This window comes from Zwartia vadi (assembly GCF_030410375.1).
GTDB classification, from domain to species: Bacteria; Pseudomonadota; Gammaproteobacteria; order Burkholderiales; family Burkholderiaceae_B; genus Zwartia; species Zwartia vadi.
Window position 1 is genome coordinate 20,973 of the sequence record NZ_JAUHHE010000010.1, and the last position, 25,176, is coordinate 46,148.

Annotated in this window: 24 protein-coding genes; 11 read left to right on the forward strand and 13 right to left on the reverse strand. The window is 47.2% G+C overall.

Annotation, left to right across the window (positions count from 1 at the left end):
- Positions 1 to 36: 36 nt before the first annotated feature.
- The gene (locus tag QWY27_RS09835) at positions 37 to 1,203 is read right to left on the reverse strand and encodes a serine hydrolase domain-containing protein (RefSeq protein ID WP_290197177.1); all 1,167 of its coding nucleotides are present in this window, start codon (positions 1,201 to 1,203) and stop codon (positions 37 to 39) included.
- A gap of 40 nt (positions 1,204 to 1,243) precedes the next feature.
- On the reverse strand, positions 1,244 to 2,206 hold the full coding sequence (locus tag QWY27_RS09840; RefSeq protein WP_290197179.1) for a hypothetical protein: 963 nt from the start codon (positions 2,204 to 2,206) through the stop codon (positions 1,244 to 1,246).
- 355 nt (positions 2,207 to 2,561) lie between these two features.
- On the opposite strand from QWY27_RS09840, the gene QWY27_RS09845 reads away from it, so the two are divergent.
- Complete coding sequence (locus QWY27_RS09845; protein ID WP_290197180.1) at positions 2,562 to 3,758, forward strand: acetate and sugar kinases/Hsc70/actin family protein; 1,197 nt, start codon at positions 2,562 to 2,564, stop codon at positions 3,756 to 3,758.
- Positions 3,759 to 3,795: 37 nt separating this feature from the next.
- Here QWY27_RS09845 and QWY27_RS09850 read toward each other — a convergent pair whose 3' ends face one another.
- Complete coding sequence (locus QWY27_RS09850; protein ID WP_290197182.1) at positions 3,796 to 4,674, reverse strand: LysR substrate-binding domain-containing protein; 879 nt, start codon at positions 4,672 to 4,674, stop codon at positions 3,796 to 3,798.
- Between the two features lie 148 nt (positions 4,675 to 4,822).
- Between QWY27_RS09850 and argH the strand changes: the two genes are divergently transcribed.
- The gene (gene argH, locus QWY27_RS09855) at positions 4,823 to 6,322 is read left to right on the forward strand and encodes an argininosuccinate lyase (protein ID WP_290197184.1); all 1,500 of its coding nucleotides are present in this window, start codon (positions 4,823 to 4,825) and stop codon (positions 6,320 to 6,322) included.
- A 64-nt stretch (positions 6,323 to 6,386) separates the two neighbouring features.
- Positions 6,387 to 7,337: a Bug family tripartite tricarboxylate transporter substrate binding protein gene (locus QWY27_RS09860; RefSeq protein WP_290197186.1), complete on the forward strand. Its 951-nt coding sequence runs from the start codon at positions 6,387 to 6,389 to the stop codon at positions 7,335 to 7,337.
- Between the two features lie 138 nt (positions 7,338 to 7,475).
- On the opposite strand, the gene QWY27_RS09865 is transcribed toward QWY27_RS09860, so the two are convergent.
- On the reverse strand, positions 7,476 to 7,787 hold the full coding sequence (locus tag QWY27_RS09865) for a HigA family addiction module antitoxin (RefSeq protein WP_290197188.1): 312 nt from the start codon (positions 7,785 to 7,787) through the stop codon (positions 7,476 to 7,478).
- A gap of 173 nt (positions 7,788 to 7,960) precedes the next feature.
- On the opposite strand from QWY27_RS09865, the gene QWY27_RS09870 reads away from it, so the two are divergent.
- The 4 genes from QWY27_RS09870 (at position 7,961) to QWY27_RS09885 (ending at position 11,754) form a co-directional block, all read left to right on the forward strand.
- Positions 7,961 to 8,731, forward strand: a complete 771-nt coding sequence (locus QWY27_RS09870) for a hypothetical protein (protein WP_290197190.1) — start codon at positions 7,961 to 7,963, stop codon at positions 8,729 to 8,731.
- 115 nt (positions 8,732 to 8,846) lie between these two features.
- Positions 8,847 to 10,349, forward strand: coding sequence for a DUF4331 family protein (locus QWY27_RS09875; protein ID WP_290197192.1), 1,503 nt, complete (start codon positions 8,847 to 8,849; stop codon positions 10,347 to 10,349).
- Complete coding sequence (locus QWY27_RS09880) at positions 10,349 to 11,485, forward strand: tetratricopeptide repeat protein (protein ID WP_290197194.1); 1,137 nt, start codon at positions 10,349 to 10,351, stop codon at positions 11,483 to 11,485. Before QWY27_RS09875 ends, QWY27_RS09880 begins: the two co-directional genes overlap by 1 nt.
- Complete coding sequence (locus QWY27_RS09885; protein WP_290197196.1) at positions 11,482 to 11,754, forward strand: hypothetical protein; 273 nt, start codon at positions 11,482 to 11,484, stop codon at positions 11,752 to 11,754. The genes QWY27_RS09880 and QWY27_RS09885 overlap by 4 nt, the downstream gene beginning before the upstream one ends.
- A gap of 4 nt (positions 11,755 to 11,758) precedes the next feature.
- Here the strand turns inward: QWY27_RS09885 and QWY27_RS09890 are convergent, their stop codons facing one another.
- Positions 11,759 to 13,567, reverse strand: coding sequence for a di-heme-cytochrome C peroxidase (locus tag QWY27_RS09890; protein ID WP_290197198.1), 1,809 nt, complete (start codon positions 13,565 to 13,567; stop codon positions 11,759 to 11,761).
- Positions 13,568 to 13,815: 248 nt separating this feature from the next.
- On the opposite strand from QWY27_RS09890, the gene QWY27_RS09895 reads away from it, so the two are divergent.
- Complete coding sequence (locus QWY27_RS09895; RefSeq protein WP_290197200.1) at positions 13,816 to 13,974, forward strand: DUF3309 family protein; 159 nt, start codon at positions 13,816 to 13,818, stop codon at positions 13,972 to 13,974.
- Between the two features lie 22 nt (positions 13,975 to 13,996).
- Here QWY27_RS09895 and QWY27_RS09900 read toward each other — a convergent pair whose 3' ends face one another.
- From QWY27_RS09900 to QWY27_RS09920, 5 genes are all read right to left on the reverse strand, one after another.
- Positions 13,997 to 14,212 carry a YMGG-like glycine zipper-containing protein gene (locus QWY27_RS09900; RefSeq protein ID WP_290197202.1) on the reverse strand — a complete coding sequence of 72 codons (216 nt, stop codon included), beginning with the start codon at positions 14,210 to 14,212 and terminating at the stop codon, positions 13,997 to 13,999.
- Between the two features lie 111 nt (positions 14,213 to 14,323).
- Positions 14,324 to 15,388 carry a VWA domain-containing protein gene (locus tag QWY27_RS09905; protein ID WP_290197204.1) on the reverse strand — a complete coding sequence of 355 codons (1,065 nt, stop codon included), beginning with the start codon at positions 15,386 to 15,388 and terminating at the stop codon, positions 14,324 to 14,326.
- Between the two features lie 2 nt (positions 15,389 to 15,390).
- Positions 15,391 to 16,419: a DUF58 domain-containing protein gene (locus QWY27_RS09910; protein ID WP_290197206.1), complete on the reverse strand. Its 1,029-nt coding sequence runs from the start codon at positions 16,417 to 16,419 to the stop codon at positions 15,391 to 15,393.
- Positions 16,403 to 17,434 carry an AAA family ATPase gene (locus tag QWY27_RS09915; RefSeq protein ID WP_290197208.1) on the reverse strand — a complete coding sequence of 344 codons (1,032 nt, stop codon included), beginning with the start codon at positions 17,432 to 17,434 and terminating at the stop codon, positions 16,403 to 16,405. The genes QWY27_RS09910 and QWY27_RS09915 overlap by 17 nt, the downstream gene beginning before the upstream one ends.
- Before the next feature lie 21 nt (positions 17,435 to 17,455).
- Positions 17,456 to 18,382, reverse strand: coding sequence for a S1C family serine protease (locus QWY27_RS09920; RefSeq protein ID WP_290197210.1), 927 nt, complete (start codon positions 18,380 to 18,382; stop codon positions 17,456 to 17,458).
- Between the two features lie 63 nt (positions 18,383 to 18,445).
- Here QWY27_RS09920 and QWY27_RS09925 point away from each other — a divergent pair, with 63 nt between their 5' ends.
- The gene (locus QWY27_RS09925; RefSeq protein WP_290197212.1) at positions 18,446 to 19,513 is read left to right on the forward strand and encodes a VWA domain-containing protein; all 1,068 of its coding nucleotides are present in this window, start codon (positions 18,446 to 18,448) and stop codon (positions 19,511 to 19,513) included.
- 34 nt (positions 19,514 to 19,547) lie between these two features.
- Here the strand turns inward: QWY27_RS09925 and QWY27_RS09930 are convergent, their stop codons facing one another.
- Positions 19,548 to 21,587 carry a spermidine synthase gene (locus tag QWY27_RS09930; protein WP_290197213.1) on the reverse strand — a complete coding sequence of 680 codons (2,040 nt, stop codon included), beginning with the start codon at positions 21,585 to 21,587 and terminating at the stop codon, positions 19,548 to 19,550.
- A 15-nt stretch (positions 21,588 to 21,602) separates the two neighbouring features.
- Complete coding sequence (locus QWY27_RS09935; protein ID WP_290197215.1) at positions 21,603 to 22,463, reverse strand: hypothetical protein; 861 nt, start codon at positions 22,461 to 22,463, stop codon at positions 21,603 to 21,605.
- Between the two features lie 105 nt (positions 22,464 to 22,568).
- Here QWY27_RS09935 and QWY27_RS09940 point away from each other — a divergent pair, with 105 nt between their 5' ends.
- Positions 22,569 to 23,546, forward strand: a complete 978-nt coding sequence (locus QWY27_RS09940; RefSeq protein ID WP_290197217.1) for a Bug family tripartite tricarboxylate transporter substrate binding protein — start codon at positions 22,569 to 22,571, stop codon at positions 23,544 to 23,546.
- A gap of 137 nt (positions 23,547 to 23,683) precedes the next feature.
- On the forward strand, positions 23,684 to 24,067 hold the full coding sequence (locus tag QWY27_RS09945; RefSeq protein ID WP_290197219.1) for a VOC family protein: 384 nt from the start codon (positions 23,684 to 23,686) through the stop codon (positions 24,065 to 24,067).
- Positions 24,068 to 24,157: 90 nt separating this feature from the next.
- Here QWY27_RS09945 and QWY27_RS09950 read toward each other — a convergent pair whose 3' ends face one another.
- Positions 24,158 to 25,162: a Bug family tripartite tricarboxylate transporter substrate binding protein gene (locus QWY27_RS09950; protein ID WP_290197221.1), complete on the reverse strand. Its 1,005-nt coding sequence runs from the start codon at positions 25,160 to 25,162 to the stop codon at positions 24,158 to 24,160.
- Positions 25,163 to 25,176: the final 14 nt, after the last annotated feature.

A 25,176-nucleotide genomic window follows, 5' to 3' on the forward strand; every position in this document is an offset into this window, starting at 1 on the left:
AATGTCCATACATTCACCGTTCAAACCGGATAACTTTTAATCACCCAGGGTCGCCCAGTCACGATATAGGTTGTAAAGATCGATCATGTAGTTTTCGACGTTTGAAAAAGCAATGATTATTTTTTGATTCTTATGATTCCATCCTATTCTTTGTCCTCCATGACCGATTGCCCAGTAGCTATCTCTTAGTCTGAGATTATCTGTCCAGATAAAGTACCCATAACCATCAAAGGATTGCCCTGTTTTCTTTGACTTATTTTCAATTTGTGTACGACTAGCTTGACGTACATAATCACCAAAGCAACCACTCGACATCTCGTTACGTTTGACCCAAACAGCCAATCTAACCCAGTCATTCATAGTTAATGCAATATCTCCAGAAGCTCTTCCAAAGTTAAATCTATCTTGCCCGATAATCGCCGTCCCTTCTATTCCTGCAGGCAAAAGAACATTATTTTCTAACCAGCGTGCATAACTCATGCCAGTAGTTTTATTTATGATGACTCCGATTGTGAAAGGATCCGTACTTCGGTAGGCGAAGTATTCGCCCGGTTTTCTGCTGACACTTAAAGGACCGATATGCGCCGAATTTACTAAGGGTGTTTTGAGAACATCAAGTAGACTTATTCGACCGGCATTAATATCTGCATTTTGATTTTTTGTTGTAACAGTCGAGTCAGAGTTTCCCTCCCAAGTTCCAGACGACATCATTAAAAGTTGACGAACCGTTGCTTTTCCTAGATCGGTGCCTTTAAGTTCGGGAACTAAATCTTGTGTGACTGAACCTAAACTGAATTTTTGGGCACAAATTGCTTTGCCCACAGCCATCGATGTGACTGTTTTGGCAACGCTGTAACTCATAAACGTACTTTTTTCATCACTCCCTCCTTTGTATCCAACCCACACAACCTCATTTCCATTGATAAGAGCCATTGATTTAGCTGACGATCTTTGGAACAAATGAATTGCTTGATCAATGATCGGTTGTTCTTTTTCTGTAGGATTTCGAAAGGTCAAGGAAGCCGGCTCAAGGGAAGCAGATGTTCGGTAGAACCAAGTCGGTCCTTTCGACAACAACCAGCTGTCAGGTGCGGCAGCAAAGCCTCCCACCGTAGGCATCTGAGCACCGGCAATCTCAATCAAGGAAAAAAAAAGTAAAACTAGTGTTGATGTTTTAATCATTATTAAATTTGGTGGTTTCAAGTATGCAGTGCAACGTTGATTCGAGCCAATATCATTTTAATTAATAGGGTCGTTTTAACTGGATGCCACCCAATACATTATCGTGACACCAGCTTGATAAAAAATACCAGTTAGGTACTGCATGAGCAGAGATATTTGTCAGAACCGCCAAAACCGGATCGTTTGCAAGCAATGCTGGATTTAATTCCTCTTTGAAAGCTGCAGAGTTTGCAAATGAACTCGGAGATATAAAGCTGTAAAGTAATAAAACAATAAAAAGACAGCTGGTCACTAACCGAATTTGTAAAGAAGATATGCCTAGTCTTGATTGAAAAATACGCAAATTCATGCCCAGCCACTGTGCCAGATTCAACAGCGCAAAAAAGATTGATATCCCGAGCGTCAAGGGTGGAATAATCAAGTTGCGGTATGCATTAGAAAGACGAACTTCGGAGTCATTGAGCGCTAACAAACCCTTGATTTGGCCTGGACTCATTTCACTCCACGTCGAGACTTGTTCTATTCGATTTGGAGCATACAACGCAAGGGCTGGAAATAAAGAAGCGGCGATCTTGCGGTCTTGTTCTTGCGCAGGTTCAGTAAAAAAAGTATTAGCTGCTTTTGTTTTTAATTTTCCCTCTGCTGCTTTTGTGCTGAGCATGGCCAGTATTAAGGATACTTCTTTGTCTTCGATTGATGCCTGAGTCACGAGATAATCAGTGATCCATTTTTGAACATGCCACATTAGTGCGATACCAATCACCAGACATAAGGCATAACGCAATCCATTGGAAATCTTGACTGCGGTTGAATTTCGATAAAGGACAAGGCTTAGTCCTAAACCTGAAAGGATGCGTCCCCAGAACTCCAGTCCAAGCAAAACATCGTCAGAGACCAGATCAACTGAAATATTTAAAAGCTGAAAATTGAAGGCAAACTCAACGCTTGTATATGCCAATGTAAAGAAATATAGCAGCCACCAGTTTGAAGTAACCTTGGAAGAAGGTGATGATGAGACTCTCATTATGAATGTAACAATTCGTTATCGGTCGCTGCAGTTGGGGCATTGATATTCAGCACTGCACTTGTACAAATCTGACCCTCGAAGCCGAGCCGGATGATCAATCACTATGCGCCGAGAGGATTTGGTTATACGATCGCAAGACCGATGACGTTCGACTAGCTGGACAGGCACTTTAACAACCCATCATAGTTGAAAGTCTGGCAGTTGCCTACGGAACGTTGGTGTCTAACGTTGTTGCAAAAGCTAGTCCTGACGGTTATACGCTTTAAATCGTCAAGCTTGTTTAACTCCCCGTGGACTAAAATTACTTCTTAAGATGTTTTCCAAAAAATTCACAGGGATCGATTGAGTTTTTATGAGTATCCATTCGCTCTATGAGGCCGTTATTGATGCAGGAAGTAGCGGAACTCGAATTTATCTCTATCAAATTACCCTTGACACAAGTTACCCGGAAGTCACGCTTCTTGCGCAAAATGAATTTTCCACAACGCCAAGCGGCAACAAAGAAGATGGGATTAACAATTACATTCATCCGACTCAGCCCCGACTGATTGATGACGTATGTGGGGAGGTGATCGAACCTCTTTTAAATAGTCTTGATCCTTATTTGCAAGAATTGCGCATATTTAGAAATGATGTCGTTGTTAATTTGTTTGCAACCGCAGGAATGCGTTATGCAGAACGTCACTTTGGTTCTGGCGCAGTAGGTGATCTCTATCGTCGAGTTAAAGATTTTGTTGCCCAATCCGGATTCAAGGTCGGTGAAATTCGAACCGCAGATGGCAATAGCGAAGAGGGGATCTGGACCTGGGTCAACCTAAACGACGTGCACAGAAATATTTTCAATAGTTCCACGTCGCCGCTCGGGGTCATCGAAGTCGGTGGGTCTTCGGCTCAATTAAGTTTTCCTGTGGGCGATGAGCAGCTCTTTGAGGACGTGTATCCAATCAGAATCAATGACCGGGAATATCGCGTCTTTTGCAAAACCTATCTCGGACTGGGTCAAGACGACGCGCGTAAAATGATGCGTCAATCCCTTGGGCCGGTTGGTTCCAATGTCTGTTTTCCAAAAGGATTTCCCAGTCATTGTGACTTGGGAGATACCTTGGATGGATTTGGAAGTCTAAAACTTGAATGTGATGGCGGTTATGACTTTGATGCGTGCATTGATTGTTATGTCAAACTAATTGCTGACGTCACTCGAGACCGTCCGTTACCAGATATCCACAAATACCCTGTTGAGTTTGTCGGAATCGACGGGGTTTTCCATGCATTGAAATTCTGGAATATTCAGGACAATCCTACCAAGCTCGCTGATCAAATTAAAAACCGGGTGATCGACTGTAGCGATTTCGAAAATATTTTTGAAAATGAGTATGTGCAAGCACAAAGCGCGAATGCTACATACATTCACGCGTTGCTTTTTGGCGTTAATGGGTTGTTGAAGGATAATCCTCAAAAAATGATATCCGCTTTACCGAACTCCACAGATGAAGGCAAGACATTAACTTGGACGAGAGGATTTTTATTGCTCAAATATGCGAGCACTTGAGGATCTTAGTGTTTATTATCTTTTATGCTCCAGAGTACTACGTTGCTCTGAATGCTTGCTTCATGCATTCCACAAAAAAATCCGTATGTGTGTCTCTTGGGGCCAATTGCGGTCTGAGCAAATAGCTCTTAAAGAGAATATCAGGCTTAAACGGTACGGAAACAATACTTGGGAACTTTGTGGCTCGGCTCACGATGGGGTTCACAAGACTGACTCCCAGCCCCTCATTGACCATCCTGCATATCGTCACTGCGTAAGCTGTCTCAAGGGTCATGATTCGCTGAACAGTCCCAAAGACCGCATCGATCGAAAGGCGTGAATGGCTTCCTGAAGGAAGAGAAATAAAGCGCTCCCCCTCGAGATCCTTTGGGACAAGGTATTTTCTTTTAGCTAATTTGTGTCCCATAGGAACAACGCACACTGCACTCTCGGTGTGAATCAATGACGGGATCACGCCCGGCTTATCATTCACATAAGCCACAAAGCCAATGTCGGAATATTGGGTCGCGACCCAATTCGCAATAACGGAAGACTCATTGGTCTGGACGACAACCCTAATGCGGGGATAACGCTCATAGAATATCCGTATCGCAATCGGTAGAGCACTCATGGCAATGGATGCTGCAGTTGCAACCCTCAGCACTCCTTGGCCCAAATCTTTAATTGCTCGAGCAGACTCGGCCACGCTGTCCAGCCCCATGAACGCTCTTTCTACCTCTTTAAAAAAAACTTCGCCCGCCTTTGTAGGTTGAATGCGACCTGCAAAACGATCAAAGAGCTCAAAACCAATTTCAGTTTCCAGTTTCCCGATGACACGACTGACATTTGGCTGCGAAGTATGAAGCTGCTTAGCTGCGATCGTCATTGACCCAGTGAGCATCACCGCTCTGAAAGTCTCTAGTTGCTTGAAATTCATAGGCTTCCTTTTTGGCGATGAAACACAGACTTCAGTGCAAAGCAATACTTTATGTCATATCAAAAATTTATGGAATAGCTAATTTATTTGATTTGACCGGTATGAGTTCGGCTTGGATACTGAAAATATCGTAGACGGAGCGTTGGACATGGAATCAAAAGTAAGCAGTCGGCTCAAAGAGCCTCTTGCAGCAGAAATCTGTGAACTCATTTACGCACCCCGCCTCGCACGTGATTTTCTGAAGCAATTTCCCCACATCACACAGGTGAACAAGGCGCACCTGCTGATGCTGCATAAGACTGGGTTGCTTAACGATGAGACTGCCAACAAGCTCGCCAATGGCCTAAAGCAGATGGAGTCCGAAGGTCCTTCAGCAGTCGAGCTAGACCCTTCAAGAGAGGATCCCTATTTCAATTATGAAGCGAAATTAATATCCATCACTAGCCGCGATATTGGTGGAAGGCTGCACATGGCGCGTAGCCGAAATGACATGGGCGCAACCATAGACCGGATTCGGGCACGAGACGTCGTCTTTGATACCTTGGAAGCGGTCGGTCGTGTTAGGAAAACCATACTTGAACGCGCAGACATTTTTGCCAATACCGTCATGCCCGGGTACACCCATCTGCAACCTGCGCAGCCCATCACTTTTGGTTTTTATCTGTCGGGAGTCGCTGAGTCTTTAGGGCGGGACATGGATCGCCTCCATAACGCCCTAGTTAGAATCGATATGTGTCCGCTAGGTGCTGGGGCATTTGCAGGAACACGATTTCCCATCGACCGAAGTATGACTGCGAGACACCTTGGATTTACAGGCGTAGTAGCAAATGCGCTGGATGCGGTTGCCTCTCGTGATTTCGCATGGGAGGCGATGTCTGCAATGGCCATGTTGGCCGTGACCTGGGGACGCGTTGCTCAAGACCTTCATATCTGGTCCTCCCATGAGTTCGGTCTTGTGTCTTTCCCGGATCGCATCGCCAGCACGTCAAGTATCATGCCGCAGAAAAAAAACCCAGCAGTGCTGGAGTACCTGAAAGGAAAGAGTGCACACGTCCTAGGCTTGCTCAATACAGCGCTGGTAACCGTGAAAGGTACTTTTTTTTCGCATGCGGGTGACAGCAGTCGCGAAAGCATGAGAAATTTCTGGGAATGCTCTGAAGAGGTCATACGGAGCCTCTCTCTGTTCGATCTGATTATTGCTAGCGTCGAGCCACGCAAGCAAAGCATGCTTGCACACGTTAGTCGAGATTTCTCTGTGGCAACAGACTTGGCTGATGGCTTAGTGCTTGACGCCAACATACCCTTCCGTGAAGCACATCATATCGTGGGTACGCTGGTACGTATGGCCTTGGATGCGGACAAGTGCGCAACTGAACTGACTAGCGACATGCTGGATCAGGCGTCCGTTGAGGTAATGGGCATCAAGCTCGGTTGGTCTGAAACTAAGCTGAGTAAGTACATAGATCCGACTGAAAGCGTCAATGCTCGTCAGTGGGGAGGGCCCGCACCCGATGCAGTTCGTCAATCGGTTCAATCGCAGCTACAACACCTAGACAACTCACTGTCTGTTGTCGCTGCATCAAAAGTAAGAGTTGAAGTAGCCAGCCGGACAATGGAACAGGAATTCGACACTCTTGCTTCTCTCTAATCATCACTAAAAAGTTTTGGAGGAACACAACATGAGAGCACTTGTAAAAATATTTTCCGCTGGTATGGCAATTGCTTTTACTTTTGGATCTGTAATTGCATCTGCATCTGCGGAAACGTATCCAAATCGATCGATTAGACTTATTGTGCCATTCGCCCCAGGCGGTACTGTGGATATACTGGGTAGAATGTTGGCCGACAATCTCTCTAAAGCCTTTAAGCAACAAGTCATCGTCGAAAATAAGCCAGGGGCCGGCGGAACTCTGGGAGCAGACATGGTCGCTAAGTCGCGCCCTGATGGCTATACGTTATTGCTAGCTTCGTCTGCCCATCAGACCTTCCATGGTCTGTTGTATAAACGATTGCCCTATGATCCACAAAAGGATTTTGTTCAAGTCGCGCTATTTGCCACTGTGCCCAATGTTCTTGTCATTTCTAAAAAAACACCAGCAAACAGTGTCAAAGAATTAATAGCCCTAGCCAAGTCTCGTGAAAAAAATCTATTTATGGGCTCATCTGGGGCAGGAGGTGTGAATCACCTGATAGGCGAATATTTTCAACTCAAGACAGGCACCAAATTTGAACACGTTCCGTACAAAGGTGCCGGCCTCGCCAATAATGACCTTATTAGCGGCCAAATCGATCTAATGTTTGTGAACATGCCCACTGTCCTGGCTCAAATAAAGGCAGGTAAACTTCAAGCATTGGCCGTTGCCAGCCAATCGCGGTCGGCACTGCTTCCCGAAGTGCCTACAATGGCCGAGGCTGGGATCCCCGATTTCATTGTTGACTCTTGGTCAGGCATTTTGGCACCAGCCGGTACGCCTTCGTATATCGTAGAAAAGCTCGCCCAAGCCATCATTAAGATTGCAAACAGCAAAGAGATCGCTGAAAGCCTCGCAGGTATCGGAGCAGAGCCTCGTCCGGGTAACAGCCAGGACTATCACGCTTTGGTCGACGATGAAATGAAACGCTGGAAGTTCGTCATTCAGAATTCAAGCATCTCACTTGAATGACGCCTTTCCGAAATCTTAATAGTTGAGTCCAGCTCGGGGATCCGAGTTCACGAATAGCAGCCTTCGGGCTGTTTTTTTTACTAAAAATTAATCTGACGGTTGTTATACAGCCAAGTTCATGCCTAATTTTCTGATGAATTAGTTTGCGATCGGCGCCGGCGTGACGCGCATTGGCTTACTTTTAAACTGGAGATCAGCTTGCCAAAGGTCGTAAGCGGATTGCTGCGCTAGCCATAGACGCGCTTCACCACCCCGTTCGATGCCAAGCCACGCCTCGATGCGTAGCGCCATTTCGGGTGAAATCGCTGCATGTCCGTTGATCATACGAGAGAAGGCTACGCGCGAAACACCAAGTTGTTCAGCTGCCTGAGTGACGTTTAGACCTAGTGCAGGTAAAACATCATCCCGAATAGTGAGCCCTGGGTGTGGAGGATTATGCATACGCTTCATTTATCTTTCCTAATATTGATGCAGGATGCTACAAGTTTATTGAGTATCCGAGGTGCAGTGAATCAGAGAGTTACTTCACTGTAAGAGCAGGGAGATCGATAAAATATTTTCAAAATTTGGTTACAGTGTTCAGCTAAGTTACCAAATCATTTTTGCTCACCGGAGTCATTGCTATGCGCTTAAAATTTGTTGTCCTGCTTGGTAGCTGCATCGCGCTGTTCTCTCCTGCACACGCACAGTCAGTTGATTTCACGCATTATGGGAATTTCAAACACATGATGCACACGGGTGATACCAAGGGTCAGGTGCTGTTGTCCGCAGTTCCAGCCGTTCCTGGCGTATGGGGCGTGGGAGCTTTGGCTGGGCTGAAGGGGGAAATCATTCAGGTCGATGGCAAGCTCTTGGTGAGTTTGGGCACTGATCCCAAGGGGGCTGTCAATCCTCCAGCTGCTTCAGATTCTGCTGTACTCTGGGCAAGCGGTCAGGTGAAAGATTGGGATTCTGTGAAAGTGCCAACGGATATGACACAAGCGCAGTTTGAATCCTTTTTTACGCAGCAGGCGACTGAGAGAAAAATTGATTTGACCAAGCCCTTTATGTTTAGGGTGACAGGAAGCTATGCCCACCTCATCTGGCATGTCGTGACGGGAGAAACGCCTTTTGGCGCACATGGTGCGAATAGTCAGCATGGTTCTACTTCGGGACAAACCGGACATGGAGCACATGGCGGTCATGCCAATCAAAAATCAGGAATGAAACTATTTCGTCAACCTGTGGCAACGGGTCAATTGGTAGGTGTATATAGCGGGGACAAACTAGAGGGTGTTGTTTCTCACCCAGGTGAAAAGTTTCATGTTCACTATATTGATAATGATTTAAAAGTCTCTGGTCATGTGGATCAATACAACATAAAAGCGAATTCAGTGCTTTTGTTGCCAAAGTAGTTATATTGAGTAAGGTTGTATTTTTACTAATTTGCGTGCGCTATATTGTCAGACTAAAACGGTCTTAAACCGCCGCTTCAAAACATCACCTTACAAGCTCCAAAGGAACACCTCGATGTCTGACCATGTTGATGGACCCAGAACCATGTCAGATCCATCAATCGATTTGACAGACATATTCGCGTTTACGAGCCCTGAACATCCAAATCGAACGGTACTTGTCGTCAATGTTTTCCCTGGAGCAGGGGAATCGGCATGGTTCTCAAATGCAGCGTATTACAGCGCAGTATTAAAAAAAATCAACATTGAGGGAATCGGTGCCAAGGCAAATTTCAAAGCCTACGGTGATGAAATTCGATTTCAATTTAAATTTGATCGCTTACAGCGCACTCAAAATGGGGGCAGGCCGTCTCAGACAGGCCATTGCACAATCCCAGGTGGCGAAGTTTTGACTGTCAAAGTAGGTGACATCCAAGGCTCTACCTCCTCGAATGGAAAGGTTCGTGTTTTTGCAGGTCTACGCTCGGACCCATTTTTTATCGGATGGTACAACTCGCCTACCTTGCAAGGTGGGAAAAACCTCACACAAGATGACAATGTGTTGGGGCTAGTCGTTGAGTTTGAAACTTCCTCATTCTTACAGCCTGAGAAAGGGTCACTTTTCGGTGTGATTGGCGAGTCTACGCCAGTCGATACGACGCCAACTCTCAATAGTATTCCGCGCTTTGACTGGGCGGGGCGCCCCGAACTCGCTAACTATCTCATCACAATCCCGGGTGAGGTGAATCTATTGGATCTTTGGAACCAACAAACTCCTTTTGCTGTGGACCCGGCTGTCTTACCCATATTCCGCGATCGGTTGGCTCGACATTTACATATTTGGGATATGAAAGACGGCAAACGAGACTGGTCCGACGGAGATATACATGCCAATGTAAACGTTTATCTAAACGATTTTTTATTAATTGATGTGTCAAAAAAAATCGATGACCAAAGTCATCTTGAAATTGAAAAAAGTGTCATCAATGGTCAGCCACATCAAACGGGTGGAGGCAGGACGCTCGACGCCAACGCAGTCGACATCCTATTGACATGGATTATTAATCGTGATCATGGACCTTTTTTGCAAAGTCCAGCCACGCAAGCCACAAAAAAAAGCACTCAAGCATTTCCCTACATGGCTTCACCCAATGTCAGTTTATTAACCATAGATAAAAGCATTCGGGTTGCAGCATCAGCAGACGAACTTTGGGCTATGGTGGGAAACTTTGACCAGCCATGGACGCCACTCGTTGTAGAAACAGAGATGGCAATCGCTGGTGCAGAGCATGTACGTACGACGCGTTTGATTGACGGAAAAGTCTTAGTTGAGCTTTTGCTTGAAAGAGATCCGGTGCGTAAATTTTTAAAATATAAATTAATCAGTGGCATCTCTGCACAACCCTTGGTGACAACACTTCATGTCAGACCGGACGGTCTAGGTTCAGAGCTCTCATGGAAAATTGAATATTTACCTGATGGGCAAGGGGAGTTATTTGTAGGCTTGATTCTTAATACTCTTGTGGATGTCGGCATGACTGACATTAAAAGAAAATTCAAGCACAGGAACCCTAGCTGATGAAGGGCATGTTTACTCGACTCCCCCCTGCGACCGATGGCGAACTGGCAAGATTGAATCATGAAAGCATTCTTAGACGGTGTCGAAATATTTTGAATGTATCTTTCGAACGTACGGGCGTCCTTGAAGCATTGATTGACGAAGAACAGAAGCGTATTCAGTTTTTGGGTGATTATGCGGCATTAGACCGACTTTCAATTCTGTCCAAGGAAATCCTTTCAAGCGAGGGCGTGACTGGAAACCACTATTTGGCTGCCGCGCAGATTGCTTCAGCGAGACATCATTTTTCCGATTCAGTAGACTTGTTGAGTTTGGCGGATCGTCACGGGATTGATTCTGATCTGATCATCCCTGTTAGTCTAAGCATTGATCAGGCGACAGGAAAAAATCTGGATTCTGTTCTCAGCACGCGCATCGCTCGAGCCAATCAAGAAAGTAGTATTCAAAATCTGGTGCCTCTGGCTGCCTTGTATGCAGATCTAGGGGAGTATGACAAGGCACATCTTACGTATTTGAAAGCAATACATGAGTATTCTGATTTATCTCCTTTTGCCTTGGCCTGGGTTTGTTTTCACTTAGGTATGCTGCATGGTGAAATCGTTCCTGAACCGGACTTAGATGAGGCGGCGGGTTGGTATCAGGCCGCGATTGCTTACATTCCTGATTATGTTCATGCAAGAGTTCATCTTTCTGAAATCTATATTGAACGTAACATGCTGGATCAGGCAGCAGCTTTGCTTAATCCAATTCTCGATACGCATGATCCTGAGGTTTTTTGGCGTTATGCACAACTTCAGGAGGGGTTAAACAACCCTGTTGAATGCGATAATTTTTTGCTTAAGTCTAAAGAAAGATTTCAAGATCTCACCAGTCAGCATGAACTTGGGTTTGCTGATCATGCGGTCGAATTCTATCTAGGCACCAATCAGGAAAGTGAGCATGCAATCGAATTGGCGAATAAGAACTTACGTAATAGGCCTACGTTGACCGCATTTGAAGCAGCGTATGCTGCGGCTCTTGCTGCCTCAAAACGCGATGACGCCAATACCTTAGCAGCGCAAGCCCGAGAAAAGTGGGGTTCAATACCAGCGTTTAAGCACTCTATTTTTATGACGGATGAAGGTAAAAATGAATGATCAGCCGTAGAACCTTTATGCTTGGCTCAGGCTTGGCGGCTGTTGCTCCGCTTGGCAGCCTGATGCACGCTTCTGAATATACCTCAGAGCGTGCAACGGGCATCAATCTGCTCGTTGATCCAACGTTGGATGTGATTCAACAAAAATATCCCTATGCCTCCACAGCAATATTGAAATTAGCATGTTGGGACGATTTTCTTGATTCTGATAGTCCCACTTCGGAGGCATGCCAGTTGGTGCGTGTCTCCACAAGTTGGAAGATCGTTTGAATGATTAACGGCCATAGGGATGTTTGGTGTTAAACCATTTGGGATCTTCATTTGCAATCAATGGATTTGCGGGACCACCAAACGGCGTGACACGACCTGGGACATCCGGTATGGACTTGAGATATTCAATCAATGAGAAACGTTCATCGGGAGTGAGCTCGGGACCAATGATGCCTGGACCCTTGCCGTTAGCAAACAAATGACCTTCGTTTGAGTTGCCAATCAAACTGGTGTCAAACAGAAAGCCTGTTTGACTTTTCTCCGTATCCAGACCAAGTTTGACTGGATCAAATTCACGATTGATATAGAACGTTTTGGATCGCTCGGATTGGGGCGATAGTAATTCGTACATATTGGGTATGGAACCATTATGTAGAAACGGAGCTGTAGACCATGCACCGTCACGCGGAGCAGCTTTGTAGCTATTAATGGGCGCTCTTAAGTCAACGCTTGCATCGATATAGCCATTCATGTCGAGAATTTCGTCAGGCGTGAAGGGACCCGCTTGCTTTAAAGCATACTCAAGCATTGGTTTTTCGAGCGCATCGAACAACTCTACGGCTGTCACCGCTGATTTACCCTGTAATTTATCTGCAAGGTGCTTGGTCAGTATCGTTGGCTTTTGATTGAATAAGATACCCAATAAGTGTTGTTTGTCAGTACCCACTATGTCTTGCGGAACCATGGCATTTTCAATCATCCTGACACCCTTTGCGCGCGGAGCACTCCAGCGATAGGGATAGACTGTATGGCACTCGATGCAGTGCTTTTGAAACAAGTTAGCACCATCTTTCACACGGGCTTGATCCAATTTTCCTAATATTTTCTCTGGCCATGCGGGTGGTGCAAGGCGCCGAATAGATTGTTCTATTTCAACGAGTCCTTTTAGATCAATGGTGGATTCAACTTCACTGAAGTTTTTTTGAGATGCAGAAACATCGTATCTGGCAAAGACACCAAGCACTTCACTGAAATTTCTGACAAGAGGATTGAGTGCAACGCCAGACCATTCGACCCATGCAGATTGCGGGGTATTCCATAAGAAGGGTGGTTTTACTGGAGCCAATGCAGGTCGGGCATTTTCACTGATCCCGGTGTGAATCGCGATGACTGTATTGCTTTCTTCTGTGAAGGCATCCGTGCGTCCTGGTCCAGGTGGATGTGGAACGATAAATGACTCGCTTAATTGAAGTCTGATGAATTCAGCATCCGCTTTTAATCTGGCTTTTAAATCTGCTTCGTCAACAGGACTACGTTCTCTGACGCGAGAAAGTAAAGAGGCAAAAAGTTTTGGGTCATTTAGCGGCGCATCGACAGAGCGCGAAAGTGTTTGCAGCCATAGTAATAAGTCAAATCGGCTAGCGTTACCGCCATCGATTCTAATTTGTGAGCCTTTATATTGAATCTGGTTGGTATGACAAGCTGCGCAAGTCAATCCTGCGTAAGTACCTTTTAGTGATCCGGAAGTCACGACTGATTTCGCGACACCAACCGGCAGATCGTCTGGATTAACTTTTTTATCGATCGGCTCTAACAATAGCCCCATTCGATCGGAATTGGCACGGGAATTAAATAATTCATTTGTGCCAGGAAGTGTTAGCGCAAGATATATATCGTAAGAAAGTAGTGCGGATCCCTGCGGTTTCCAGTAAAAATTTGCCCGGTCTTGGGCGCTCCATGCTTGATTCAGATAAATGATTTCAGAGGATGGTTTTTTTTCCTGAGCACTGGCAGCGAAACATGGCAAGAATAGAGAAAGGACAATCGCAGTAAATTTAAAATTTAAAAAGTTATTTTTAGTGCAAGTAAACATTAAAAGATACCTGTTGATTAGTTTTTTTCACGGTCCGCACGTTTCAAGCCGATGAAATGTTCTGGCAATCTGCACTTTTTAAATCAAGTGAGTTGATGCAACCTCGTAGACCGTAAATTACAGGTTTTTGATTAATTAAGTAAGCTTTTTTGTGATTCACACATGATTTTCACAAAGTAAATGTGCGTTCTCGTACAGACAGATACTTTTCAAATAAATAAAGTAAGGTTTTATTTGGGAGTATCAGCATGTCACTCGCCACAATTATTCTGATCGTAGTCGTGTTAATGCTGGTTGGCGTGTTGCCTACTTGGCCCCATAGCGCGAAATGGGGCTATGGGCCGAGCGGTCTATTGGGCATGCTTTTGATTGTCCTGCTTGTTTTGATTCTATTGGGCAAACTATAGCCCCACTTTTTTAAAGCGCGGTTTATTTAGCGACTTCGTGACCAACCACGCCGCCAACGGCTGCACCGCCAATTGTGCCCAGAGCACTTCCGCCTGTTAAGACTGCGCCACCAACTGCTCCGACACCTGCACCAATGGCGGTGCTTTTTCCCTGCTCAGACATGCCAGAACACCCGTTTAACACAATGAGTGTAATGAGCGCGATCGTTGGAATAAAAAGATATTGATTTGATTTCATGATAGTTCCTCGAGTCGATTCAAATCAGTTTGATTTGAACAATTCAAATTACTGCAGTTAAACGAGGAAGTCTGTCTGTTGATCCACATATGTATCTGGTTGATCTATCGCTCAAAGTATGCGGCCTGTTCGTGCGAGGGAGCTCAGCGTCGCGCCCAAGATCAAGAGCAAGCCCAGCCCGATCAGGAGCGCCGTGACTTCAGTTGATTGATGCTTCTGTACCCGAACGGTAGTTGATAAAGATTGATAGATTTTTTTTAAGTCAACGCTGTTCGATGCGCGGTAATATTCGCCTAGAGTGATTTCAGATATTTTTTTAAGTGTCGACTCGTCAAGTTTGACCCGCATCGACACGCCTTGCGCTTTTAAAATGGTGCCCTCTGGCGTGCCAATACCCACAGTATGGATCCGAACCCCAAAGTCGGCAGCGAGTTGCGCCATTTTGATTGGATCGGGCCCGAAATTGCTTTGCCCGTCGCTCAGCAGCACGATTGCCGAGGACTTGTTTGAACCGGGTGCAACTCTAGCTGCTGCATCGGGACGTCTCGTCATGTCCAGAGGTCGTCCCGTATCGGTAGGTGGTGAGGGACGGTCCGCTTCAGTCAAAATCTTTTGTACATCGATGCCTGTGCCTGGGATGAGTTCGGTGAGTGCGATCAGAATGCCGCTACCTAGAGCAGATCCCGTTTGTAGGGGGAGGCGTTCGGCAATACTTTTAAGGTGGTCTTTATCGGTTGTAGGCGCTTGAGCGAGTGCGGCAGTACTGGCAATGGTCACGATCCCAATTTTGACCTGTGGAGGTTGCATTGCAATAAATTGATTGATCGCTGATTGTGCGGCTTCGATTCGGTTGGGTGCAATGTCGTCAGCACCCATGCTGCCAGAGGTATCGACGGCGAGCATGATGCTTTCCATTCTGGTTGGCAGCATTAAAACAGCTCTGGGTCGCGCCACACTAATCAGCAGGCAAATCAACCCAAGCAGGAAAATCATCGCCGATACATATTTTTTCCAGTTTTTAGACTGTTTGATCTTTGCATTCAGTGCGATATTCAGTCGTGCGGCGCGCGTTTGACGCAAGGCGAGAACGAGATATAGGGCTGCAAGCACAGGAGCTAGCACCAGAAGCCAGAGCATGGAGGGCCAGATAAAACTGATTGATTGAAGCGTCGGCATATTCAGCTGTTTTTGACACGGGTGGATTGTGTCGAGAAGTGATTGAAGGTATTACCTTGCCTGACCTGAGCTCTTTTTTTACGTAATCGTAAAAAGCGGAGCAACGAGCGATCAACGGTTTCAGTGGTGTCGAGCTCAATACAGTCAATGCTAGCGTTATTAAATACCTCGTAAAGAGCGTGTTCGACTGCTAAAGCTTGTTCAGCATAACGTTTGCGAAATCCAGCATCGTCTGAATCCAGTAATACCTGTTCGCCTGTTTCGATGTCTTCGACCAACAGCATGCCATATTCTGGCATCGCCCCTTCCATTGGATCCATGAGCCTCGCTGCGATCATATCGTGTCGACTCGCTAGGGGCTTGAGTGCCGACTCCCACCCCGGGACACTGATGAAATCAGAGATTAAAAATACCGTCGATCTTCTTTGGATGACGCTTTGGGCGAGTGCGAGCAAGTCTTTGAGATTCGTTTCACCTCGTTCCTTCGTCACACTTTGCTTTTGCATGCGGTGAATCAAGTGCAAGATATGTGCGCGACTGGAGCGAGGGGCGATGATGCCGCTCGAGAGCGAACGAGGGCCTTCATACAAAATCGCACCGACACGATTGCCATGGCGTGTAAAGAGGCGCGCCAACGTCGCTACATAATTCAAAGCCAGCATCCGTTTGGTGACGGTACCCGAGCCAAAGTTGATCGAACCTGTGAGATCGACAAGAAACCATACTGTGATTTCACGTTCTTCCAAATGCTCACGAACAAAAGGTGTGCGCATTCTTGCGGTCACATTCCAGTCGATGTGCCGAATATCGTCGTGGGCTTGATACTCTCGCAGATCAGCCAGCATCAAACCCGAACCTCTAAAAAGGGTTCGAAAATCTCCCTGGAGTTGCCCGTCAAGTCTGCGGATGGTCGTCCACTCCAGTTGTTTCAATAAAACCTCTGGCTTTAAAAGAGGTGTTGTCCCTGCAGTCACATTGGACTGAGAAACAGGCGAAGCCGACTGTATGCCGCGTTTAAGAAATTCGAACATGACTCTCCAGTGGTTTGTCAGGCACTGGTATGGTCTTCATGATCTGATGGATGATTTCATCGGCGGTCAGACCCTCTGAAAGAGCTTCATAGGAAAGGACAAGTCGGTGCCTCAATACATCGGGTACGAGATCCAGGACGTCTTGTGGAAGCGCATAGGGCCTTCCTCGTAAAAAACCGAGTGCACGCGCACCTTCAATCAGTCCAATTGTTGCGCGTGGACTGGCTCCGAAGGTCAAACTATCCGCCAGGTGTGGAAGTCCTGCGCGTTCCGGGTCTCTGGTCGCTGCGACGATCTTGACAGCATATTGGATGAGGGCTGGATCGACATAACCTGAACGAGACTGTTTCTGGAGGTTTTGGATTTGTTCGATTGTGGCGACTGGCTTGATATCGATTGAGGGACCAATCACGCGTTGAACGATGACAAACTCTTCGTCGTCCTTGGGATAATCGATCAGTATTTTCATCATGAAGCGATCGACTTGAGCCTCAGGAAGGGGGTAGGTACCCTCTGTCTCGATCGGATTCTGTGTGGCCATTACCAGGAATGGCGCAGGTAATGGATGGGTATGACCTGCGATAGTGACCTGGCGTTCCTGCATCACCTCAAGCAAAGCGCTCTGCACTTTGGCAGGCGCGCGATTGATTTCATCTGCCAGGAGTAAATTCGTGAACACGGGCCCTAGCACTGTGCTGAATTCGCTGGTTTTTTGATTGTAAATCTGAGTGCCCACAAGATCAGCAGGCAGAAGATCGGGTGTGAACTGCACGCGCTTAAAGGAACCCTGAATGGCTTTTGCGAGAGTGTTGACTGTGAGGGTTTTAGCAAGACCAGGCACACCTTCAATTAAGAGATGACCCTGCGACAGTATTGCGATCAACATGCGCTCAAGAAAGACATCCTGACCGACTACGACACGTTTGACTTCATACAGGACACGTTCCATCAATGAGGCTGTTTGCGTTGAGGACTCTAAAGCTCGACCGCCAATCCAGGCTTGTGTATCTTGCATCGTTCGACTCTCTCTACAAGGTTAAAAAGGCGGGATGCCCAGCGCGCCACCAGCGCTTTCAATCGTGACTGCGAATCCGATACCGATAAAAGTGTTCGTTTGACTGGGGTTCATAATTGCAGTCACTATTCCGAGCACCTCGCCGGCCATGTTGATCAGAGGACCTCCAGAGTTTCCGGAATTGGCGGCTGCATCGAACTGAATGAGGCCTTTTAATACGGGACCTCCCTCTGGTTTGTATTCGCGATTAAAGCCAGAAATCACACCAGCAGAAATCGAGGGACCGTATCCAAAGGGAAACCCGATCACAACCACCTCATCGCCTACGCTAGTGCCCTGACTCGAGCCCAGGGTGGCGGGTTCAAGATCATCCGGTATGAAAAGAGGCTTGATTGTGGCGAGGTCTTTATCCTTTTGAGCGGATACTAATTCAGCGGGTGACTCCAAACCGTCAGCGAACGTGACGATTAGACGTGGCGCGTTTTCGACGACATGAAAATTTGTCAGGATCGTCCCGTCCTCCTTGATCACGACGCCTGTACCAATGCCCAGATTGCTATCGGAAATTTGAGTGCCGCCCAGAGACGAGAGGATATCCGTGCGGATGCGAACGACTGCCGGGGCTGCGATCGCGGCTGCCTTTGCCGCTCGGGAGGGAAGGTCTTTGGAGGAGAGCGTGTGCAGAACAGCCGCATCAATCTGTTCTTGCGAGACACTTTGCGAGGCTGGAGCGTTTAGATTGAGTGCCAAGAAAAAAGCAGCGCAGATCGCTACGCCTGACACTAGCATGACGAGTCGTTCCGTCAAGCGCCTGTTGAAGCGCGTCTTTGAGTTTCTATGGACAGGGGAAACGATTTGGGCTTGCGTGTCAGAAGGGCGAGCTAAGTCTACCTCAGTGTGATTGGGGGATGAAGATTTGCGACGACTGTAGAGTGCAACGCGTTTCATCTTGAACTCATTATCAGCAAGCGGTGATAAAGTGTGACTTATCATAACGCTGAGAACAGATTCATGCGCCTTATTTGGCCAGAATTTTTGTGGTGTTTTGTTTTGATCCTGCTTGTGCTGCCTTTGGCCTATATTTGGCTCTTGAGGCGTAGGCGGCGGGTGGCGTTGTCTTTTTCTAGCGTGACTGTCATCCGACAAGCGCTTGGCCCATGGGGCGTATGGCGCCGTCACATCCCACCTGTTTTACTGTGGCTCGGCCTGTTGCTCGGGACCTTTAGCCTCACGCGTCCGACTGCGCAGATCACGCTTCCAGCGGATTACATGACGTTGATATTGGCTGTGGATGTCTCGCGGAGCATGCTTGCCGAAGATGTCGAACCTAATCGCATCAAAGCCGCTCAAGCGACAGTCAATAGCTTCTTGCAAGATTTACCAAGCAATATTCGTGTTGGTATCGTGACCTTCGCGGGTACCGCTCAGCTCGTTCAGCAAGTCACGGATAATCGGGATGACTTAATTGAGGCGGTAGATCGTATTCAAGTGCAGAGGGGGACAGCGACAGGTAGCGGTTTGTTGTTAGCACTCGCTACGCTATTGCCTGATTCTGGTGTGAATGTTCAGGCGGCGATTTATGGAGGCGATTTCGCACGAAGGGGAATGAGTGGCGGTTTGCCTTCGGCGCCTGTTCCTCTCGCGCAAGATGCAGGTACGCCACGTGCAGTGGTGCCCCCGGGATCTTATGCCAATGGTGCGATTATTTTATTGTCTGATGGTCGACGAACGAATGGTCCCCATCCTCTGGCTGCAGCGAAACAAGCCGCTGAGCGGGGCGTTCGTGTCTACACGGTCGCCTTCGGGACGCCGCATGGATTTATACCGGGTTGGGATGGGAATAATTTTTATACCCGAGTAGATGAGCGATCTTTACAAGCGATTGCGGCGCTCACAGAGGCTGAGTTTTTCCGCGCTGAAAATTCGAAATCGCTCGAGCAAGTGTATAAACACTTGTCGAGTAAATTTTCCCTCGAGCGACGAAATACCGAGGTGACGGCAATCTTTGCCATAGCAAGCCTTTTATTGATATTGCTCGCGGCTGCACTATCGCTGATCTGGTTTCGCCGAGCGGGCTGAGGCGAGTGAATTCTCGCCTCGTTTAATTCAACGCTTAATTAACGATCGAAATTAAACTGCTGTAATCGTCTTTCCATAGTTTAAAGTTTTTAGGTGCCTCGATGTTTGTAGCATCAACGAGTTGCACGTTCTTGAAAAAGTTTTTGTCCTTGCTGATCAAGGCCCATTCGGAGCGATAGCCCTCGTTTCCGTCTGTGCCTTCATGCGTGACAACTTTGATGTCTTGACCAAAGGCATCCGCTGCGGACTTCACTACCGGTCTCAAATTCAAAAAACGATTGGTAATATGAAGAGCCAAGACCCCATCAGGCTTGAGATGTCTGAAGTAGTGGCTAAACGCTTCCTGGGTCAAGAGGTGAACGGGGACAGAATCTCCCGAGAATGCATCGATCACGAGCACATCGAATTTTTGCTCAGGCTCTTGCTCGAGTTGAAGGCGTGCATCACCTAAAACATACTCCATTTGCGCAGGGCTTTTAGACAGGAAAGTGAAGTTTTGCTTGGCAACTTCAATCACTTTTGGGTTGATTTCATAAAAGCGATACGTGTCTATGGATCTACCGTAACCGGCAAGCGTTCCAACCCCAAGACCCACCACACCAACTTTTATTGGATTCGAGGAGTCTGATTTAATGAGGATTGCTTTGCCGACTCCACTTTCACGAACATAGTAGGTTGTGGGTTCGAGTGCTTTCTTAGGATCAATGAACTGGCTTCCGTGACTGATTTGACCGTGTTGCATGGTTTTATAGCCACTTTTTTCATCGGTATACACTTTCAACGTACCGTAAAAGTTTCGATGACTGAGTTCGATACCAGTCGAGTCATGCATATGATCATTGATGCGGATTGCGCTGATCAAGACTAGAAAGCCCATCATGCCTAAAGCGGAAGCAGCCCACAAGCGTGAATCTTTGAAATTCTTTTTTGATAAAAATACGAGTGCGATCACCAGACCGGATAGGATGATTCCGATCGACAACTCATAGTTTTCGGTGAAAAAAGAGGGCGCAATGATCCCTACAAAGAAACCGCCCATGACGCCGCCTACTGCCAGCATGAGGTAGTAGGTGGTCAGATAACGCGAGTTTGGTTGCTGTCTGGCAAGTTCGCCGTGGCACACCATGCAGACAATAAAAAATGAAAAGAGGTTAATGCCCATCGACGCGAGCACGGGCAACTGATTCAAGCCCATTGTCGGTAAGTATGTGAGTACAAACAATGCCGCGACAAACAAGGGTAGAAAAATTTTACGCTTGTACCAGCTGCTACTTTCAAAACAGATTATGAAAGACAGCAGGTAGAGGGCGAGCGGTGCAACCCAGATCATTGGGATCGGCGCAATGTTTTCCGTTAGAAAACTCGTATCTGCCACCATCAGGATGGATGGACATGCCGCCAGCAAGACCCACATCGTTAACTGTGAAGCTTTAGGTGGGGGCGAATGGTCAGAGTCTGTTTGAACCAGAGCCTTGCTGTTGCGATTACGCCAAGCCAGCAGGCCGCATGCTGCAACAAAGATTAAATACAAACCGGACCAACTGTAGGACTGCCATTTTGTTGGCAGAGCGGGTTCGAACGCAATTGGGTATGCAAGCAAGGCGAGCATGGAACCAAAGTTTGAAAGTGCGAATAGTCTGTAAGGAATACCTCCAGTTCTTTCTCTTGCAAACCAGGCTTGAATCAGAGGGCCTGTTGTAGACAGAACAAAATAGGGTAGACCAATCGACACAAGCAATAAGCCAAGAATTTGAAGGGTCGGGTCTTCGCTGCCGTCTGGTTTCCAGAGCTCGCTGGCTGCAAGAGGAAGAATGCTCAGGCTGACTAAAAGTAAGGTGATGTGAAGAATACTTTGTTTAAATGGACTCAGTGCTTTAACGATCCAGTGGGAGTAGACATAACCGAAAAGTAAGATCGCTTGGAAAAACAACATGCAGGTCGTCCAGACTGATGCCGATCCGCCAAACCATGGCAAAATCATTTTGCCAATGAGAGGTTGGACTTGAAACAAGAGAAAAGCACTCAGAAAAATCGTCAAACCGTAATGGAATGTCAGTCGAAGGTTATATTTCATTTTTATTTTTTACATTCAATTTGCAAATTTAAGGGACTCTGGCAAAGGATACTCATCCTCATTACAGACTTTGCCAGTTAGAAGCGAAAAATCCTTTCGTGGTGGTGCGAAAACCTCAACAAGCCTGGTTGGCGCCTGGCCAATGGCCTGACTAGTATGGATCACTTTATTGGGAATGATAGTCATCGAAGGCGCCTCGAACAGCAGGTGTTGATCCTCTTTCCAGTCCGTATAGTCGGGTGTCCAGGGATAGCGCAGATGATGGACGTGCTGACCGGCAAGTGTGATGGCAGCTTGTTCAAAATCAGCATGGGCATGCGGAGTCATTTTTCGCAGGTCCCGAGGCTTTGTTTGCGTGGTGAAGGCATTGATCATCAGGCAACGGGTTCTGAAAAGCCTCATTTTGTCATCAGGCTTGATGTAATCCGGTAGGTGATATTGGCGCAAGCGGTAGCCATTCACCGGCATCGGCCAGTCTTCGAGTGGGGCTACATCAGGAGCAGGCTCAGAATACCCGTCATGATTGATTGCGATGTTTGCCAGGTCAGTGCTGCGCGAAGTAAAGAATCTATAGAGGTAGCCCTCAGACAACATTTCGATGCGGCTGTTGCCTGGCGGAACAATGAAAAGATCGTCACCAGTCGATTCGAGCGCATCTCCGCTCGCACTAATGTGCGCTGCAACATTTTCAGGTAATAGAACAACATGTTCGTCTGGATCATTTTCACGTAGCAAAATGCTGCCCGCATTTGCATGCGTCACAACAACAATAAAGTTATTTGCTCGAGAAACCCAATGCTTGATGCCTGACTCGACCAGTGTTGGCGGAGTGTCGTAACACGCATGTGTATGAGCGGTCCGTATTGGTTGCGACATTGTGCGTTGTCCTATATTTGAAAACAGGATAAGGTAGAGCAATGGATTGTCTAATCATCGCCCCGGCAAAGCAAGCGACAAGTCCGACCTCTAAAAGGAAAATAAATGAAGTCAAGATTTGCTTTAACTTTTCTAGCAGTTTTGAGTGTATTGGGTGTAAGCAGCGCAACAGCGCAAGCGCCTGCAAAAGAACCGATTCGTTTAATTGTCGGCTTTGCACCCGGAGGACCTTCGGACATTGTTGGGCGAATTGCGGCTGAAATATTGAGTGCCAAACTCGGGACAACGGTTGTCGTTGAAAACCGCGCCGGAGCAAGTGGTGCAATCGCTGCGGATGCGGTGGCCAACGCCAAGCCAGATGGTCAAACGCTTCTCGTGAATGTCACTGCAGATATCGTGAATCCCGTGATCAATAAAACCCCCAATCAATTTATCAATAAACGTTTTGAACCTGTCGCGTTACTTGCCACGGCTCCCAATGTACTGGTAGTCCACCCAGACGTTCCAGTTAAAACGGCAAATGAATTGATCGCTTTTTTAAAAAGTGACAAGGGTAAAAATTCATTGAGTTACGCTTCGGCGGGCTTGGGTACCGTGAGTCATCTGTCCGGATTGCTGTTTGCGAATGCCGCAGGCGTTCCGATGGTCAATATTCCGTACAAGGGAACAGCCGCCGCACAAGTTGATTTGCTAGCGGGTAGGGTGCCGGTTATGTTCGACAGTCTAAGCAGCGGTTTGGTGAACGCAAAAGCAGGTAAGGTAAAGGCGCTGGCGGTGACATCACCGAAGCGTTGGCCGTTGGCGCCTGAGCTGCCTACGCTCGAGGAAGTCGGTCTGCCTGAAACTGACATGATGGCGGTGTTTGGTTTGCTTGCGCCAGTCGGCACACCCAAACCTGTGGTGGACAAAATTTCGGCTGCACTTCTGGAGGGGATGCGTTCTCCAGAGGTCCGCAAAAGAATCAACAATATGGGAGCTGAGCCTGGTGATTGGAGTCCACAAGAGTATGGTGCTTATTTGAATAAGCAAGTCGATCGCTGGCAATCATTCGCGGCACAGGGCAAGCTTGATATCAATAAGTAGTCCGAACTGATTGAGGCAAAGTGTGCGGCAATGATTAAGATTTGAACCTGAGAGGAATAACTGGCATGACAGGGCTGGTAAGATCCTTGCAAGGCCGACAGTTCCGTAGGTTATTTTTAAGTTTTTTTGGAGAATATATGTTTAGTCACGTAATGGTAGGCACCAACGATTTAGATGCGTCGAGAAAATTTTATGATGCCGCTTTGGGCGCCTTGGGTATCAAGCCTGGTGCCTTGAATCGTGATACGCGATGCTTTTATAGAAGTCCCACAGGCGTATTTGCCGTGACGTTACCTTTAGACAATAAACCAGCTACTGCTGCAAATGGCGGCACAATCGGTTTTGCTGCCCAGTCTACCGAGCAAGTCGATGCTTTTCATGCCGCGGGAGTGGCTAATGGTGGCGTCACTTGTGAAGATCCCCCAGGTTATCGTGAGGGCCCTGCCGGCAAAATGTATCTGGCCTATTTACGAGATCCGGCTGGAAACAAAATTTGTGCGATGTTCAGAGCTCCTAAATAATGAAACCAAGGCGCAGCTCAATTAGATTGTTGCGCCTTGCACCTGAATTAAATCGCGTACATTAAATTTTTAAATCCATAATCTCCAGCCTTATTGCTGCTGTTTGAGCAAAGGAATATTGGCATCTTTCAGTACTTTCTTTGAGGTCGCCAATTCAGTATGGACAGCTTGCGTCAGTTGTTGACTATTCATCGGCTCCGCATTTAAAAATGCAGTCTCAAACTGACGTTGCAAGGAAGGTTGCTGCAGCGATTTTTCCAGTGCAGCGCCCAGCTTTTGTAAAATTGGTTTTGGTGTGCCAGCCGGCGCCATGATGCCGTTCCAGACGTAAAAGTCGAACCCGTTCAAACCCGCCTCACTCAAGTCAGTGAGTTTGCGCTGATCCGTAATAGGCGTTTTGCGAGTCGTGGCTAAGATTTTCACTTTATTACTGTCCGCCAGCGGAAACGCGAGTGAAGGGGCAACCAACGCCATATCCAGTCGACCTGCGCTCAAATCATTGATCACTCCTGCTGCGCCTTTGTAGGGGATGGGTGTGATGTCCATTTTTCCTAAACTACTCATCCAGGCCAGCGCGATTTCATTACCAAAGCCCACACTCGCGGAGTTTATTTTTCCGGGATTGGCTTGAGCAAAGGCAAAAAGCTCTTTCGCGCTGTTGAATTTGCTATTAGCAGAGACAATCAGGACGTGTGGATAGCCCGCAACGCCACCTACTGGAGTGAAATCCTTGTCATAGTCATAGCTCACAGACTCGTAGCGAGCCGGCCCATGACAGAAAAAAGAGTTGGAGGCTAAATATAGGGTGTATCCATCAGGCTTGGCGGCCATCATTTCTCTTGCAGCGATTAATCCACCCACGCCGGGCTTGTTAGAGATGATGACAGGCTGGCCGAGTTGCTTACTCATTTGTTCGGCAACTGCTCTGGCCGCGCTGTCAGTCGGACCGCCTGCAGAGAAACCAACGAGAAGAGTAATGGGTCGGGTCGGGTAGTCTTGTGCATGGACCAAGTTAGAGGTTGTCATCCCGGTAAAAATAGTACCTGCGATGCCCGCCCATAGAACCATCCGAGAGAAGTTGCGTCGTGAAGTCATACATTGTCTCCTGT

Excerpts from the sequence above, each read along its gene's own strand:
- QWY27_RS09840 (WP_290197179.1), bottom strand. The coding sequence starts at position 2,206 with ATGAGAGTCTCATCATCACCTTCTTCCAAGGTTACTTCAAACTGGTGG.
- QWY27_RS09845 (WP_290197180.1), top strand. The coding sequence starts at position 2,562 with ATGAGTATCCATTCGCTCTATGAGGCCGTTATTGATGCAGGAAGTAGC.
- QWY27_RS09850 (WP_290197182.1), bottom strand. The coding sequence starts at position 4,674 with ATGAATTTCAAGCAACTAGAGACTTTCAGAGCGGTGATGCTCACTGGG.
- argH (WP_290197184.1), top strand. The coding sequence starts at position 4,823 with ATGGAATCAAAAGTAAGCAGTCGGCTCAAAGAGCCTCTTGCAGCAGAA.
- QWY27_RS09860 (WP_290197186.1), top strand. The coding sequence starts at position 6,387 with ATGGCAATTGCTTTTACTTTTGGATCTGTAATTGCATCTGCATCTGCG.
- QWY27_RS09865 (WP_290197188.1), bottom strand. The coding sequence starts at position 7,787 with ATGAAGCGTATGCATAATCCTCCACACCCAGGGCTCACTATTCGGGAT.
- QWY27_RS09870 (WP_290197190.1), top strand. The coding sequence starts at position 7,961 with ATGCGCTTAAAATTTGTTGTCCTGCTTGGTAGCTGCATCGCGCTGTTC.
- QWY27_RS09875 (WP_290197192.1), top strand. The coding sequence starts at position 8,847 with ATGTCTGACCATGTTGATGGACCCAGAACCATGTCAGATCCATCAATC.
- QWY27_RS09880 (WP_290197194.1), top strand. The coding sequence starts at position 10,349 with ATGAAGGGCATGTTTACTCGACTCCCCCCTGCGACCGATGGCGAACTG.
- QWY27_RS09885 (WP_290197196.1), top strand. The coding sequence starts at position 11,482 with ATGATCAGCCGTAGAACCTTTATGCTTGGCTCAGGCTTGGCGGCTGTT.
- QWY27_RS09890 (WP_290197198.1), bottom strand. The coding sequence starts at position 13,567 with ATGTTTACTTGCACTAAAAATAACTTTTTAAATTTTAAATTTACTGCG.
- QWY27_RS09895 (WP_290197200.1), top strand. The coding sequence starts at position 13,816 with ATGTCACTCGCCACAATTATTCTGATCGTAGTCGTGTTAATGCTGGTT.
- QWY27_RS09900 (WP_290197202.1), bottom strand. The coding sequence starts at position 14,212 with ATGAAATCAAATCAATATCTTTTTATTCCAACGATCGCGCTCATTACA.
- QWY27_RS09905 (WP_290197204.1), bottom strand. The coding sequence starts at position 15,388 with ATGCCGACGCTTCAATCAATCAGTTTTATCTGGCCCTCCATGCTCTGG.
- QWY27_RS09910 (WP_290197206.1), bottom strand. The coding sequence starts at position 16,419 with ATGTTCGAATTTCTTAAACGCGGCATACAGTCGGCTTCGCCTGTTTCT.
- QWY27_RS09915 (WP_290197208.1), bottom strand. The coding sequence starts at position 17,434 with ATGCAAGATACACAAGCCTGGATTGGCGGTCGAGCTTTAGAGTCCTCA.
- QWY27_RS09920 (WP_290197210.1), bottom strand. The coding sequence starts at position 18,382 with ATGAAACGCGTTGCACTCTACAGTCGTCGCAAATCTTCATCCCCCAAT.
- QWY27_RS09925 (WP_290197212.1), top strand. The coding sequence starts at position 18,446 with ATGCGCCTTATTTGGCCAGAATTTTTGTGGTGTTTTGTTTTGATCCTG.
- QWY27_RS09930 (WP_290197213.1), bottom strand. The coding sequence starts at position 21,587 with ATGAAATATAACCTTCGACTGACATTCCATTACGGTTTGACGATTTTT.
- QWY27_RS09935 (WP_290197215.1), bottom strand. The coding sequence starts at position 22,463 with ATGTCGCAACCAATACGGACCGCTCATACACATGCGTGTTACGACACT.
- QWY27_RS09940 (WP_290197217.1), top strand. The coding sequence starts at position 22,569 with ATGAAGTCAAGATTTGCTTTAACTTTTCTAGCAGTTTTGAGTGTATTG.
- QWY27_RS09945 (WP_290197219.1), top strand. The coding sequence starts at position 23,684 with ATGTTTAGTCACGTAATGGTAGGCACCAACGATTTAGATGCGTCGAGA.
- QWY27_RS09950 (WP_290197221.1), bottom strand. The coding sequence starts at position 25,162 with ATGACTTCACGACGCAACTTCTCTCGGATGGTTCTATGGGCGGGCATC.